Origin of the sequence: Lysinibacillus sp. fls2-241-R2A-57 (assembly GCF_030209535.1) — a bacterium.
Taxonomy (GTDB): Bacteria; Bacillota; Bacilli; order Bacillales_A; family Planococcaceae; genus Lysinibacillus.
This window is the reverse complement of record NZ_JARVRU010000061.1, coordinates 1-15,132: the sequence shown is the minus strand read 5'-3', so window position 1 is coordinate 15,132 and position 15,132 is coordinate 1. Positions and strand designations below refer to the sequence as shown.

Annotated in this window: 18 protein-coding genes; 15 read left to right on the top strand and 3 right to left on the bottom strand. The window is 37.1% G+C overall.

Annotated features, from left to right (window positions below; all coding sequences use genetic code 11):
- Positions 1–156 precede the first annotated feature (156 nt).
- From accB to QRN68_RS12085, 12 genes are all read left to right on the top strand, one after another.
- Complete coding sequence (gene accB, locus QRN68_RS12140) at positions 157–651, top strand: acetyl-CoA carboxylase biotin carboxyl carrier protein (protein ID WP_285397146.1); 495 nt, start codon at positions 157–159, stop codon at positions 649–651.
- Between the two features lie 12 nt (positions 652–663).
- A complete protein-coding gene (gene accC, locus QRN68_RS12135) occupies positions 664–2,022 on the top strand; it encodes an acetyl-CoA carboxylase biotin carboxylase subunit (RefSeq protein ID WP_285397145.1) in 1,359 nt (452 codons plus the stop codon).
- Between the two features lie 201 nt (positions 2,023–2,223).
- Positions 2,224–2,505 (top strand): hypothetical protein, encoded by a 282-nt coding sequence (locus QRN68_RS12130; RefSeq protein WP_285397144.1) that lies wholly within the window; start codon positions 2,224–2,226, stop codon positions 2,503–2,505.
- An 88-nt stretch (positions 2,506–2,593) separates the two neighbouring features.
- Complete coding sequence (locus QRN68_RS12125; RefSeq protein WP_285397143.1) at positions 2,594–2,776, top strand: hypothetical protein; 183 nt, start codon at positions 2,594–2,596, stop codon at positions 2,774–2,776.
- Between the two features lie 576 nt (positions 2,777–3,352).
- Positions 3,353–3,550, top strand: a complete 198-nt coding sequence (locus QRN68_RS12120; protein WP_285397142.1) for a hypothetical protein — start codon at positions 3,353–3,355, stop codon at positions 3,548–3,550.
- 54 nt (positions 3,551–3,604) lie between these two features.
- Positions 3,605–3,970, top strand: coding sequence for a hypothetical protein (locus QRN68_RS12115; RefSeq protein ID WP_285397141.1), 366 nt, complete (start codon positions 3,605–3,607; stop codon positions 3,968–3,970).
- A 299-nt stretch (positions 3,971–4,269) separates the two neighbouring features.
- A complete protein-coding gene (locus tag QRN68_RS12110) occupies positions 4,270–4,410 on the top strand; it encodes a hypothetical protein (protein ID WP_285397140.1) in 141 nt (46 codons plus the stop codon).
- Positions 4,411–4,625: 215 nt separating this feature from the next.
- The gene (tlp, locus tag QRN68_RS12105) at positions 4,626–4,862 is read left to right on the top strand and encodes a small acid-soluble spore protein Tlp (RefSeq protein WP_053595505.1); all 237 of its coding nucleotides are present in this window, start codon (positions 4,626–4,628) and stop codon (positions 4,860–4,862) included.
- A gap of 656 nt (positions 4,863–5,518) precedes the next feature.
- Positions 5,519–6,052 carry an RNA polymerase sigma factor gene (locus QRN68_RS12100; protein ID WP_285397139.1) on the top strand — a complete coding sequence of 178 codons (534 nt, stop codon included), beginning with the start codon at positions 5,519–5,521 and terminating at the stop codon, positions 6,050–6,052.
- The gene (locus QRN68_RS12095) at positions 6,039–7,682 is read left to right on the top strand and encodes a DUF4179 domain-containing protein (protein ID WP_285397138.1); all 1,644 of its coding nucleotides are present in this window, start codon (positions 6,039–6,041) and stop codon (positions 7,680–7,682) included. Before QRN68_RS12100 ends, QRN68_RS12095 begins: the two co-directional genes overlap by 14 nt.
- 514 nt (positions 7,683–8,196) lie before the next feature.
- Positions 8,197–9,636 (top strand): MDR family MFS transporter, encoded by a 1,440-nt coding sequence (locus QRN68_RS12090; RefSeq protein ID WP_285397137.1) that lies wholly within the window; start codon positions 8,197–8,199, stop codon positions 9,634–9,636.
- A 507-nt stretch (positions 9,637–10,143) separates the two neighbouring features.
- Positions 10,144–10,554, top strand: coding sequence for an Asp23/Gls24 family envelope stress response protein (locus QRN68_RS12085; protein WP_285397136.1), 411 nt, complete (start codon positions 10,144–10,146; stop codon positions 10,552–10,554).
- A 97-nt stretch (positions 10,555–10,651) separates the two neighbouring features.
- On the opposite strand, the gene QRN68_RS12080 is transcribed toward QRN68_RS12085, so the two are convergent.
- The 3 genes from QRN68_RS12080 to QRN68_RS12070 all read right to left on the bottom strand — a co-directional run bounded on the left by QRN68_RS12080 (position 10,652) and on the right by QRN68_RS12070 (position 13,017).
- Entirely contained in the window at positions 10,652–11,821 is a 1,170-nt protein-coding gene (locus tag QRN68_RS12080) for an MFS transporter (RefSeq protein ID WP_285397135.1), read from the bottom strand.
- Positions 11,822–11,997: 176 nt separating this feature from the next.
- Entirely contained in the window at positions 11,998–12,837 is an 840-nt protein-coding gene (locus tag QRN68_RS12075; protein ID WP_285397134.1) for a MerR family transcriptional regulator, read from the bottom strand.
- 12 nt (positions 12,838–12,849) lie between these two features.
- A complete protein-coding gene (locus QRN68_RS12070; RefSeq protein ID WP_285397133.1) occupies positions 12,850–13,017 on the bottom strand; it encodes a DUF2197 domain-containing protein in 168 nt (55 codons plus the stop codon).
- Positions 13,018–13,525: 508 nt separating this feature from the next.
- Between QRN68_RS12070 and nusB the strand changes: the two genes are divergently transcribed.
- The 3 genes from nusB to QRN68_RS12055 form a co-directional block, all read left to right on the top strand.
- Positions 13,526–13,906, top strand: a complete 381-nt coding sequence (gene nusB / locus QRN68_RS12065; RefSeq protein ID WP_285397132.1) for a transcription antitermination factor NusB — start codon at positions 13,526–13,528, stop codon at positions 13,904–13,906.
- 33 nt (positions 13,907–13,939) lie between these two features.
- On the top strand, positions 13,940–14,806 hold the full coding sequence (gene folD / locus QRN68_RS12060) for a bifunctional methylenetetrahydrofolate dehydrogenase/methenyltetrahydrofolate cyclohydrolase FolD (protein ID WP_285397131.1): 867 nt from the start codon (positions 13,940–13,942) through the stop codon (positions 14,804–14,806).
- A 137-nt stretch (positions 14,807–14,943) separates the two neighbouring features.
- Positions 14,944–15,132, top strand: a 189-nt coding sequence (locus QRN68_RS12055) for a hypothetical protein (RefSeq protein ID WP_285397130.1), incomplete at its 3' end; no start/stop codon positions are given.

Genomic DNA, 15,132 nt, shown 5'->3' with positions numbered 1-15,132 from the left:
CCGTAAGTACGGTGGTGTGAGAGGTCGGGAGTTAATCACTCCCTCCTACTCGATTTTGTTCATATTTACTTAATTTTCATTAAACTATTTCAAATTGTTTCAAATAAATATAAAATAGTGTTTGTAGTAGATTTTATTTCATAAGGAGAGTTAGAAATGTTCAAAATTCAAGAAATTCGTGAAATCATTAAATTGGTAGATTCTTCTTCAATTGACGAGTTCGTTTATGAAGTAGATGGCGCAAAAGTTAAGTTGAAAAAGAATGGTGTTGTTGTTACTGAAACTGTAGCACCTAAAAAGGAAGTAGTAGCACCTGTTGTACAACAATCTGCACCAGCAGCTCCTGTTGCTCCAGCAAAAGTTGAAGAAGCACCAGCTACATCTGCAGCACCAGCAAATAACGACCCTTCGTTACATAAAATTGTGTCGCCGATGGTTGGTACTTTTTATCAATCTCCAAACCCAGATTCACCAGCTTACGTTAAAGTGGGGGACAAAGTTGGTAATGAAACAATTGTATGTATCGTAGAAGCTATGAAACTATTCAACGAAATTGAAGCAGAAGTTCAAGGGGAAATCGTTGAATTACTTGTTAAAGACGGTGAATTAGTAGAATACGGTCAACCATTATTCCTTGTAAAAGCTGAGTAAGGAGTGCAAATCATGAAAAAAGTATTAATTGCAAACCGCGGCGAAATCGCTGTGCGTATTATTCGTGCTTGTAAAGAGTTAGGCATTCAATCTGTTGCCGTATTCTCTGAAGCAGACGCAGACGCATTACATGTGAAATTAGCAGACGAAGCATATTGTATCGGGCCAAAGCTATCAAAAGATTCATATCTTAGCTTCCCGGCTTTACTTAGCGTAGCAGAAAAAACTGGTGCAGACGGTATCCATCCTGGTTACGGCTTTGTATCTGAAAACGCTGACTTCGCTGAAGCTTGTGAAAATGCAGGCATAAAGTTCATTGGACCTTCATCTGATTCTATTAAAATTATGGGTATTAAAGACGTTGCACGTACTACTATGGAAGCAGCGGGTGTTCCTCTTGTTCCAGGTACTGGTATCGTTCCGGATATCGAAACAGGTAAAGAATGGGCTGCTAAAATTGGTTACCCAGTGATCATCAAAGCAACTGCTGGTGGTGGCGGTAAAGGTATCCGTGTAGCTCGTACAGAAGAAGACCTTGTAAAAGGCATTGAAATTACGCAAAAAGAGGCTGCTGCAGCATTCGGTAACCCTGGCGTATATTTAGAAAAATTCATCGAGTACTTCCGTCACTGTGAAATCCAAGTATTAGCGGATGGTTATGGTAACGTTGTACATTTAGGTGAACGTGACTGTACAGTTCAACGTCGTATGCAGAAATTAGTAGAGGAAGCTCCATCTCCAGCTCTATCTTCTGAGCGTCGTGCTGAGATGGGGGCAGCTGCGGTTAAAGCTGCAGAAGCTTGTAACTATGAAGGTGCTGGAACAATCGAGTTTATTTATGACTATCAAGAAGATAAATTCTACTTCATGGAAATGAATACTCGTATCCAAGTAGAACACCCAGTAACTGAAATGATTTCTGGTGTAGATCTTGTACAACAACAATTAAAAATTGCATCTGGTGAAAAACTTCCTTTCACTCAAGATGATATTAAATTAAATGGATGGGCAATTGAATGCCGTATCAACGCAGAAAATGCTTATAAAAACTTCATGCCATCAGCTGGTACTGTAGATACTTATGTAACTCCAGGTGGCTACGGTGTACGTATTGACTCTGCTGTTTATGCAGGCTATACAATCCCTCCATACTATGATTCAATGGTTGCAAAACTAATTGTTCATGCCAATACACGTGAAGAAGCGATTGCGAAAATGAATCGTGCGCTTAGCGAATTCGAAGTATCTGGTCCTGGTATCAATACGACAATTCCATTCCACGAAGCATTGATGAACAATGACGTTTTCAAATCAGCACAATTCAATACGAAGTTCCTAGAAGAGAATGATGTTTTAGGGACAAGTAAGTAAGCCGTATCAACGGTTTAACCGTCTCGGCTAATGGTCGAGAAGCTTGCGAAATAGTTGTGCGATATTTGTCAGCGGAATAGTTGGCAGAATAGAATTAGGAATAAAACTAAACGGGATATCCGATTTTTAGACCCTTTAACGAAACTGAATCGTTAGGGGGTCTTTTTTTGCGTAAAAATAGTCAGCGTACTAGAGCAACAGGTGACCGCTGAAGAGACACGCGCAGAACAAGCAGAACAACGCGCAATCGATGCAAAACGTAGTGAAGAAATTGCAGTATCGCAAATGCAACGAGCGGAAGAAAAGGCGCAACGTTTCGAGCAACTATTCGAAGAACAATCGATGTATGACACAAATGTGACGAAGGTTACCAACGGAGATGCAATCACTTACACAGTCTATTCGTTCCAGGAGGATACGCGATCGTTTATCGAGAAGTACGCAAATTTAACACGTTCATTTCGCCTTTATAGCCGTGGCTAAAAACGGTTTTAAATCATAAGTTGGTGTAATTATTATCAAAAGCTCTTCAACACTAAAACAAGCGTAATCGTAAGGAGGACTGAATGGAATGAATATCGCAGCGAGCATCATAAATATTCAACGGAAGATACTCGAGCGGACAGGGCGAAAAACTGACGCGTATTACAGTGAAGGTCAAGGCGCTTTGTACGTATTCATGGGATACCCCTTAACGATGCAGAATGTTATTTTCGCAGTGTCCGAAATGGAATTAATGATGAACGAAATTTAATGAAGGAAGAATAAACCTAAAAGTTGTCCCGAAATCTATCGTTTTAGTGTGCAGTATATAGTAGATGAAAGTTTTTTGGATAAAGCGACCCCGGGGCCGTATTAGCGGCAGAGAGGCACGAATATTGCGTATCGAAAGTGGATTGACGCTTAGAGCGAGTGAGGCTGAACGGGAATAGAGGAAAAAAGTTTAAAGAAAATACAGTAGCACTAGGTGTTGTGGGTGCAGTAATTAAAACGATGTTAGAAGATAAAAAATCATAATAAAAGACCACTCCGTGATGGGTGAAATTACATTTTGGAAAACAACTTTACTTTTGTTGGTTTTTTAACATTCGTGGGTAGAATATTAGATTACTAGTATATCAGGCGTGTTGATTAGGAAAAAATAGGTTTATTATTGATCGATGAAAGGGTTTTTCTTGTTGCTATTTAGTGTTGAGCCCCAAAACAGAATCGCTAAAGCTACTTTCGTTCGTTTTATAAGAATACTTTGAAGATTTATCGAAACAAAATCGCTCTTTATCGAAACTATTTGAGCTTTTATCGAAACAAAATCTCATTTTATCGAAACTTTTTGGGCTTTTATCGAAAAACAAGCTCTTCGACATTAAATGGAGCTAAACCTTTAACAATGCATGCAAAAGGAAGCACTTTTACATCGCTAGGTGTTGAGGTTAATGGTTATCTATATGTGGACAAAGGCTTAGAAGGAAATGGCGAACAATATTTTTGGCTTCCGGTGAATTTGTTAAAGCCAGTTGGAAATAAGTGATAGATTATGAATTATATTAAGCCCTCTTATTTATTTGATAAGGGGGTAGGCGTGTTGATTAACCATTTTTATACATTCAAAGAGGCTGATTTCCGCTACGGGCTACTCGCTTTGCCGCTGACGCTTCGCTTTCGCGCAGAGCAAGGCTTCCTGCGGGCGAGCGTCGAGCCGCTTCCTCCGCTCTGCTCCGTGCAGGGTCTCGTCTGTCTCGCTTTCCCGCGGGAGTCGAGTAGCCCTACGCTACAATCAGTTAAAATGGAAATATATTGGCGAAGTGGTAACAAAAAAATCCTTTTACCACTCAATAATAAACCTATTTTTTTCCTAATCAACACGCTTGATAAGGGGACTATTTTTTATGGTTGTGATGACACGAATAAGGATCGGCAGGGTAATCCTGATGGCTCTAACAGCGAATAATTATACTGTGTAATAACTTTTTCGTCATAAAATGGAGCATCTGTGACAGTGAATAGTGAATATGATACAAAAGTAAAGTAAATATTAACCTTGCTTTTATTAAGTAGAGTGAGCCAATGAATTGATTGTGAAATAGCTGGATAGTGGATTTCCAGTATTTATCCGACAATCGTTCGAAGAGCATAAATGAAAGGTTAAATCTCAATTACAAGCAGTTAAACTAGGAGATTTTTACGAGACGATAAGTCAAGTATCTAGTATATGTAAGGGGAATATAAAATGAGATTAAGGACTTATATTTGTCTAAAATTAATCAGCAATCAGAAGTAGAAGTGAGACGAAACGCTATCATTAAGGATAATCAAGAAGGTGTTTCAATCGCGAACATTCGCAAAACTTACAAAGTTGGGACTGGAACAATTTCCTTAGGGGCTTTTTAGATAAGAAAGTTATAATTTTCATGATGTTTAGGTATTCGCTTCAGCGGCTGATTGCTTCTAGAGTTTCTTCATGTGGCAAGCACACTGTAAGCCTTTCTCCAGTGTTTGTCGTGCCTAAAAGGGCGCAAAAGCACTTTTTTTAGTAAAAATTAGTGTACATATAAACATAAAAAAAATACAAACTAATTTTAACGTCGAAATTTTAGGAGGTTACCATGGCTAATTCAAGACATTCGAAACCAGATGATCGGTCCAATAACGTAGAACGAATTCGTGATATCGTTAAGAACACTGAAGAAAAACTTCATGAAGCGGAAATTAGTTTGGAATTTGCAGACCCTATGCAAAGTGAAATGATTAAAGAAAAAAATAAGCGACGTCAAAAGTCAATTGAAGGATTAAAAGAAGAAATGAAAGATGAAATGGCAGCACGTAAAAAAGGAGAAGTGTAGAAGTTGGAGACTTAGGAAGGGAACTACCCTTTCTCCAACTTTCTAATGATAAGGAGGTACTTCCCAACAAAAGCAGATGGTTTAGAAGCTCTATAAGGGACTTCTATTTCGCCGTCCGCTTTTATTATAAGGTTATCAATGACTTATTACATCCATAGCTAAAAATATTTAATTATGGGCTTAGCATGTCAGCTAATTATTTCATTTTAAAATTAAATATAGATAAAATTTGAACCCCGTGCTTTGACATTGTGTCAAAATGCGGGGTTTCTTTAGGATAAAAGCTTTCTCTTCTATTGTAGCTATCTTAGTATTGAATAATAAAGTATATAAAAAAAGATGAACCTTTTCCAATGGTCACTTGTTTATAAAGTATAACGCATAGAAAGGAGTGCCTTGGATTGATAGGCGTGAATTATTCGATTCTTATAACAAAAATGCATACCATACATGTTATTTCATGATTGCGGAACGCACAAAGGGGGGTTCTTTAGGATAAACGCTCTCTCTTCTATTGAGCTAGATATCTTAGTAGAGAATAATAAAGTTGTAAAAAGGAATTAAATATAATTTAAGAATAATTTTACTAAAAAGATGAACCTTTTCCAATAGTCGTTTGTTTATAAAGTATAAAGCAAAGAAAGGAGTGCCTTGGATTGACAGAACGTGAATTATTCGATTCTTATAACAAGGATGTATACCGCACATGTTATTACATGCTGCGAAACGCACAAGATGCGGAAGATCTCTGCCATGACGTATTTATCACCGTTTTTCGTCAGGATTGGCAAAGCGTTGAGCATACGCGTGCCTGGATCATGCGAATCGCAATGAACCATTGCTTAAACTTGTTAAAACGGAATCAGACTCAGAGAGATAAACAGGGTCAGGTTCAATGGCTTCATGAGCAGGCCACATTTTCAATTAAATCCGTAGACACGATTGTAGTAGAAAAAACAGCACAGGAGGAATGGGAGGAACTACTGAATCAACTACCAGACAAATTGATGGCAGTTGTTACCCTCCGCTATATCGGTGAGCTATCCATGGCAGAGATCGCTGAAACCCTCCAGATTCCTGTGGGTACTGTGAAGTCGAGACTCCATAAGGCATTGAAAATCATGCGCAAAAAACTTGAACACAAAAACAACTTATGGTTGAAGGGAGAGAACCAATTTGGAACGCATTGAAAACAAGGTTAAAAAGCAAATGAAGGAATCAAACAATGTCGATTACCCTGACTTTGATCAGATGTGGAGCAGTATACAGCAGGACGAGCTAAAGGTTGCTGGAGGTGAACCAGTTGTGCTCCGTTCTCGGAAACGAAAGCGCTTTGCATTGGTGGCAGGGCTATCTGTAGCTTTGTTGGCTACACCCGTTTATGCAGCTCTGAATTATGATTGGTCCAGCATGCTTTCTCATAGGGAAGGTATTCAGTCTGCATTAGAGCAGGGCTTAGGTCAAAAGATTGAGCAATCCGTTACAAAGGAAGGTGTTACGTTAACTGTTCATACGGCGTTTATAGACGAGAACAGAACCGTATTGCTGTATAGTTTGAAACCTGAAACATCTCAAGATGTAAAGGATATAAAGGATATAGATTTTAAACTTATCGGACTAAAAGATTCGAAGGGTAACTTTATTGAAGGGAATTATAAGAACGAGTGGAATGAGGAGCTTGGTGAATTCCAGGGATTTTTTGAGACGGACTGGGTTGCCGAAGGGCAGACGACCGATGTTGAGTTTATAATGGAGAATATCCAATTCATCGGCAATAAGAAGCAGTCTATCAGCTATAATCCTAATGACTCTACTACGCAAGTGTTCCCAATTCAAAAGGATGGAGTGGGTAGCGTGACCTTACAGTCTTTTGAACAAGCTGCAGGTAAAGTTCTCCTAAGATCAGACGTTACGCTTACGGATAATGAAATGCCGTACAAATGTGTAGAACTTGAGGCAATCAATGATGTGGGTGAATCTGTTAAACAAGTGCAAGATACTTCTTTTTCATTCCGTGACGGAAAATCAAACGTCGATCAACTATTCAAGTCTGAAACCTTACGTAGGGAAGGAACTAAATTCCAGATCTCTTATGAGCATATACTAGAAACAAAAGAAAGTACTTGGAGCACAAATATAAATCTTTCCAAAAAACAGATGGAAAATGGGTCATATAAGCAAGTGCTAGACATCCCTATGGGTAATGTTCCTAACACGAAAATCCATGAAATGAAGGTTACACCAACCCAAGTTCGTTTGCTTCTTACTCAAGATGAGTACAAAACCATTCCTTTTAAGGAGTATCAACTGGACGTAGGTGGAACTCTACTAACTGGACATGAGTATTTTGGTAGTAGCCCTAACAAACTAGAGCTGCGCTTTGAAGTAAAAGGGCTGGATGTGGCTTCTCTGGCTAATCAGCCTGTAGCCTTCGTCGCGAAGCACCGTGTTGATGGGATTAGGGGAGACGACAATCCAATCCGTTTGACTGACATATCAGTAAAACCTCAAAGCTTAACGTCTAGCATTGCGGGGTATCCAATCACATGGACTTATTATTTGAAGGACAATAACCTCTATGTGGAATCCTTGAGCTCAGACCCGGCGTTTGTTGGAGTCAATCAAACCTATTATCTGGACGGCGATAATGGACCTATCTTTGGGAGACCTGACTTGATGGGTATACTTGAAGATGGAAGTAATAAAGCAATGGATGTGTATGAAAATTTCAATAAGAAAGAGCTAGATATTTACATTGAAAAGTATTTAATCGACAAGCCAAACGAGGAGCTTCGTATTCCGCTTAAGTCTGGAAAATGATCTGTATTAATTATTGAAAATCTAAGATGGTCCTATTCATATAACTAAATGATGTAACGTAAAAACCCAACTTCTCTATATTCATTTGCAGAGAAGTTGGGCCTTTAAAATAAAAATCTCTTTTTAATGCGATTAGCTATAACGCCTTTTTGCTACTTTCTCAATTACAACTTTTTTATCTCTGCACATCAATCACCTCTTTAGCTTCTCTTTGAGGTGGTTTTTTTATGTATATTTGTGTTAAAATTGATGATTGTCTTGTGAATGATAGAATGAGCAATTATCACGAAGGTAATAAATAACTTTTTTTGTTTTATTAACGAGGGTGATTGTTCAATTAGAGTGATTGCTTTTTGTGATGTTATGAGGGGGGAATGGGATCTGACGATAATTGATGTCCATTTCAATGTAGAGATATTCAATTTGACGTTTTAGAAGATACATAGTTATTAGTTGATATATAATAAAAAAATAGTTCTTGTTTTTTTTACAAGATTGAAGTGAAGGGAAAAATATGAGAAAAAAAGTTATTTTATCATTAATGTTAATGACATTTCTTTCTGCTGTAGAAGGAACAATTATTAGTACAGCAATCCCCCGTATAACGAGTGATTTGTCAGGTGTCGAACTTGTTAGTTGGGTATATGCAATTTATATGCTTGCCACAGCTGTTTCGACGCCGATATACGGGAAACTGGCTGATTTATTCGGTCGTAAAAAGGTTTTACTTATCGGAGCTACAATATTTTTAGTAGGCTCTGCACTTTGTGGTTTCGTTACATCGATGGAACAGCTCATCGTCTTTCGTGCCCTTCAAGGTCTAGGTGCTGGCGCTATTATGCCAATAACAATGACAATCATTGGTGACTTATATAGCGAAGTGAAAGACCGTGCAAAAGCACAGGGCTGGATTAGTGCTGTTTGGGGTATATCTGGTGTTATTGGACCATTAGTTGGCGGATTTTTAGTGGATTCTCTTTCTTGGCGCTACATCTTCTTTTTAAACGTTCCATTTGGAATTATTGCTTGCTTAATGATCGTCATTTATTATAAAGAATCTATTAAGCCTGCTAAGCATCATATCGACTATCTTGGTGCAACAGTATTCTCATTAAGTACAATCGCTCTATTATACGCATTATTAACAGGTAGCAGTAAGCACAACTGGGGGGACATTACAATTATAGGCCTCTTCATCTTTGCAGCTGTTTCATTCATTATTTTCTTATTCATTGAGAAAAAATCACCGGAACCATTAATTCCGCTAGCACTTTTTTCTAACCGTACATTATCTATTATAAATATACTAACTCTTATTTCTGGTGCAATGCTTATTAGTATTACAATGTATCTTCCAATCTGGAGCCAAGGTGTATTAGGGAAAAATGCGACAGATGCTGGACTCATTTTAATGCCACTTCCTGTTATGTGGACATTTGGTACTATTTTTTCTGGTAAATTAGTTGATAGAATAAATACGAAACAAATTATTCTAATTGGAGCTAGCATTCTTTCAGTTGCGGCCTTTTTATTATTTACATTGTCAATAGATTCACCAGCATTCCTAATTTATGTTGCAGTTGGATTAATCGGCTTTGGAATGGGGCTTATTACACCTATCTACATGGTAACAATTCAAGCAGCTGTTTCAAATCATACGCGTGGGACAGCAATTGGCTTAAACACATTTATCAATACGTTTAGTCAAACATTAGGAGCTGCAGTTTTCGGGGCGATTTTCAACATGATGATTCATGCACGTGGTATTAAAAACCTTGATCTTGTATCTTCTGGCGGACATGAGGGAACTACAGCAAACGTAGTAACCGAATCTCAAGAAGCATTAGCTTCAAGTGTACATTTCATTTATATGGGTACTTTTATATTAGCACTAGCAACTTTAGTAATTGTTTGGTTGTTATTAAAGCCATCCACACAAACTAGTGAACAATAATAAATAATTAATATAAAAATAAGCTGTGAAGAGGTTTTTCTTTATAGCTTATTTTTATTATTTTAGTGTACTAAAATAATAGTTATTTCCCAAATTGAACATTTAGGCTACTGTAAAGAAACTATTTACATTTTTAACTAACTTGTGGATGATATTTATTAAAACGTATGCCATGTGTATAAGTTGATTGGAGTGGAAACTGGACGCCCCAAGGAAAGCACCCTGCCGGAACGGAAATCAACCACACGTTATGGTAATAATCTAATTTTATCTACAATTTTTCTTCGCTTTTTAAGTTTATCGATAAACTTTGTAAATTTATCGAATAAAATTTTAGTTTTATCACTAAACTTTGTAAATTTATCGCCCAACTTCTTGAATTTATCGACATAAACCTTACTAAAGCAAATTAAAGCGGCTTTACGGAGCCAAACTTTCCTTTTTATAGTATAATAAGCGTAAGTACAGCATTTGTTTGTGATGTGTAAGGGAAAGGATGATATTTGTATGGCAGAGAAAGTAGGACAATCTTTCGTACAACCAACACCTTCTGGAAAAGAAGAACTTGGGAAAATTGAAGTAGCAGCAGAAGTAATTGAAGTTGTTGCTGGAATCGCAGTGAACGAAGTGGAAGGGATTGCTGCAACTCGTGGTAATATTGCAACGGGTGTAGTAGAACGCTTTGGTAAAAAAGTACACAATAAAGGCATTAAATCAGGTGTCACTGAAACTGGTGAGATTGCCATTGATGTATTTTGCTCTGTGAAATATGGCTTTGCTATCCCAAAAGTGGCGAAGGAAGTACAAACTCAAATTCGCCAAGCGATTTTTAATATGACAGCACTTGAAACAGCTGAAGTGAATGTACACATTACAGGTATTCACTTTGAAAAAGATGAGGTAGCAGTACAAGAATAAAAAAGAGGGGTTGCCGCTAGGGTGATAGATTCACCATAGCAAGCAACTCCTCTTTTTTTACGGAAATTTATCAGCAGTGATGTGTATCGCTACTTTTTTATAGTTCAATATGCTTTGGCTTTCTCCAGAAAAAAGCAAGGATAACGCCAAGTGTTAAAACAATTGTCGCAAAATAGTATGGATAGTTCAAATTAATATCGAACAATATCCCACCTAAAATAGGTCCAAATATATTACCAAGACTGGTAAACATGGAGTTCATACCACCAACGAATCCTTGTTCATTACCAGCGATTTTTGATAAATAAGAGGTAACGGCTGGACGTATTAAATCGAAGCCGACGAAAATAAAGAATGTGACAAATAAAATCGCGAAATAGTGGCTAACAAATGTCATAGCAAAGGTTAAAACAGCAGATAAGACGAGAGAATAACGGATAAGGTTAATCTCGCCCATTTTCTTAATAAGCCCATCGAATAGCAATAGCTGAGCAAATGCCCCGACCATCCCACTTCCAGTAATAATTATCGCGATATCTGAAGGCGTAAAGGCGAATTTATGATCTACAAATAGACTAAATAACGATTCAAATGCAGCTAAACCAAATGACAGTACGAAAATAAGCACGAATGGAATAAGGTATAGCGGGCTAAAAATACGCTTCATACTGCCTAACATGGATGGTGCAGATTCTTCATCATCTGAAGCACGTGACGGTTCTTTTAACAATACAATTGAAAAGATAGCTGCAAAAAATCCAAGTATACCAGCGGAGTAAAATGGAATGCGTGTTCCGAATTCTGCCAAAAATCCACCGATTCCAGGTCCGATAATAAAACCAGTACTAATCGCTGCACTCATATAGCCCAGTGCTTTTGGACGTTGTGACAAAGTAGTAATATCAGCAATATATGCAGTTACTGCTGGCATGATAAAGGCAGCACTCACACCACCTAGCATGCGTGAAATAAATAGTATTTCAACTGAGTTACCAAATCCAAATAACAATTCTGATAGGCCAAAAATAAAAAGACCAGCAACAATCATAATTTTGCGGCCGATTTTATCTACGAGCTTACCTGCTATTGGAGATACGATAAGTTGAGTAATGGCAAAAGCCGCAACCATATAACCAACAACAGAGCCTGAAATATTTAGCTCATTCATAATAGTTGGTAACACAGGAATCACTAATCCAATACCTAAAAAAGCAATGAATAGATTAGATAATAAAATAGCTAAGGTTAAATTTTGTTTCTTATTCATACATTTCTCCTTCAAACTTTCACGATACATGAGATCTAAATCTACTAGAATATTTCCATGTAATACAATAAACCCTATAGTAACTATAGGGTCAAAAGATTTGTTTTAATTTTTTATAAGTGTGGAAGTATCGATGAACGGTTATACAATTAATTTTATGCGAGAGCACGGTTAAATTAAAGTGTTTTTTGTCTAACTTTTAATTCAACAATAAATTTCTTTTCATGCTCAGAAGTTAATGTCGCTGGCATATAGAGTTCATATACTTTTGATTCAAAGGTTTCTTGTTGTGCCTCTACGTATTTTCTTAGTTTTTCATAAAATGAAAAATATGTATCAGGATCATAGATAAAGGCAATACATACATATTTGCCTGCTGGTTTAATCGTTTGCTTAACATTTGGAGAAAGCTGAGAAAATGTACGCTCAGTTAATAGCGGTGTAAAGATAGCATCATAAATAATTTCATTAACATTCGAATATGGAGCTAATGGATAAATACAACCGTAACGACTATTTAAGACACTTCCTTCGTTTTCAATGATTTTTATAAGTGTAGCATAGTAAGTATTGGTGTTAGAAATAGGTGTAAGTTCAGTAGTAGTCACTTTTAAAATCGACATATCTTCTTCAACTTGAACATAAACCTCTCCGAAAAGAGGGATATCAATCTGTTCTTGTATTTGTTTTTTTGTTTTTAGCAACGTATATTTTACTTCGTTTAAACGTGAAATTTTTTCCTCTATACGTTGCTCCTGTTGTTCTAAAAAAACTAGCAATTCTTCTGAAGTTAATTCAAGTGCTTTATTAATATCTTCAAGGGAAATACCAATATACTTGAGAGATTTAATAATATCTAAGTAGAAAATCTGATTATCTTGATAATAACGATAATTTGTAAAGGTATCTATATAGGCTGGCTTAAATAAATCAATTTGATCATAGTAGCGCAATGTCTGTACGGACAAGTTAGATAGCTTGGCGACCTCACCAATTGTATAATAATGTTCTTTCATAAATTGCCTCCACTAGTAATTGCTAAAGAAATTTCGTATGGCATCAAAGCGAATTTTATGTTTACAATCCTCGCAATAAAATAAGCGGGATTTACGCTCTTTCAATTGCTTATACTGCTCCTCGCCTTCAGATAACTTAAATGCTTTTTTACAGCTTGTACATTTAACTTCATAATGCATGATGAACACCTCAGAAGATAATATTAAATTTATTTCAGCAAATATTTTTTGTAGCGAAAGTGAAGAGTCAGCTATAGAATTCTCCTACCTCAATAGGTGGTGGTGAGATGAATGCGGGTTTAAGTTACTTTTCAGTGAGTATCTTAACATGCGCTGAAAAAAGGAACGCAGGCTAAGAACTTCACATCCTGTGGAAACGCCTAAGTGACACCAATATCGTGTTGTTGTTGCTATCGCTACATTTGCACTACGCATTCGCACAAAAAACTTTGTTGGCCTAAATCCTCTGGCGGATTTTCCTTCATTATAACATTTTTGGTATTTAAAAAATATTGGTGGATGATCATTTTCAACATTAAAACTAATAAAGTTGATTGTTGGGTGTTAAAATAAGCAGAAAGTTGCTTGAAAAAGGTTTCAGATTATTGAAAACTTGCTTGAATTCGTGTTTCTCGTACGAATTTATGCTATTATAAACCTTAATGCCACTTAAGAAGGAGAGCTTTACATGAAACGACATGAAGCACGCGAAAAAGCGTTGCAAGTTTTGTTTCAGCTAGACAATACCGATCTAACAATCGAAGAAGCAATGGGGCATATTAAAGGTCAACCGACAAATGTCTTCTACGAAAAGATTGTTACTGGAACAGCTGAACATTTGGAGGAAATCGATGCTACTTTAGAGCAGCATCTTGAAAAGTGGTCACTTGCCCGTTTACCCAAAATTGAAAGAACGGTTTTACGTCTAGCTGTATACGAGCTTTTATACATGCCAGAAACACCAAAAAGAGTAGTACTTAATGAAGCAATCGAGTTATGCAAAACATTTGGAGACGATGGTTCGTCAAAATTTGTTAATGGCGTACTTTCTAAATTTACAGAACAATAAAATGTGTTGAATTGGAAGGAGTAACTAAGGTTTATGTCAAGTGCAATTATTAATGGTAAAGAAATTGGTCAAGAAATTCGTAATTCCGTAGCAGAGCGAGTAACTCGCTTAAAAGAGCAGGGCTTAACACCGGGCTTAGCGGTTGTTTTAGTAGGAGACAACCAAGCCTCAGCTACATATGTGAGAAATAAGCAAAAATCTTGTGAAGCAATTGGTATGTTTTCAGAGCTAATTAAACTACCAGAAGAAACTACACAGGAAGAATTATTAACACAAATTGAATTATTAAATAATCGTGAAGATATTCATGGTATTTTAGTACAATTACCACTCCCAAAACATATTAATGAGGATACTGTTATTGCCACTATCGCCGTTGAAAAAGACGTAGATGGCTTCTCACCAGTAAGTGTTGGGAAAATGATGCTTGGCCAAGAAACTTTTTTACCGTGTACACCATTTGGCGTAATGAAGCTTCTTGAGTATTCAGGAATTGACATCGCTGGAAAGCATGCGGTTATCGTGGGACGTAGTCATATCGTTGGGAAACCAATGGGACAACTTTTACTACAAAAGGATGCAACTGTTACATATACGCATTCAAAAACACCTGATTTACCATCATTCACAAAACAAGCAGATATATTAATTGCAGCCGTTGGACGTGCAAAATTAATTACGAAAGAGCATGTTAAAGAAGGCGCAGTTGTTATAGATGTCGGCATGAATCGCGACGAAAACAACAAGCTTTGCGGTGACGTAAACTTTAGTGAGGTTGATGGAATTGCGTCTCATATTACACCTGTACCAGGCGGAGTGGGACCAATGACAATTACAATGTTACTATTCAACACAGTTCAAGCAGCAGAAAAAAAGCTTGCGAGTAAAGTTAAGCTATAATTTGAAAGACTCTTTAGTTTGCTAAAAACCATCTCAATTTTTATTGAGATGGTTTTTTTGCATAATTTTCACTAAACAAAATCTGTTCGTTTTAGATATTCTATTGTGTTGCATTCACTTTCACACAGAAAATACATATGGCTGCTCTTTCAATCGCTTCGACGTTTATCCATTGCTCAGGTAGATCACGGTTCAATCCGTCGCCCAGACGTCAATCCATCATTTCGGAGGTACAATCCGTCGTCCTGAAGTCAATCCGTCATTTTGGAGATATTATCCGTCGCCCAGGCAGAACAATCCGTCGCTCTGCCGTTTCAATCCGTCGT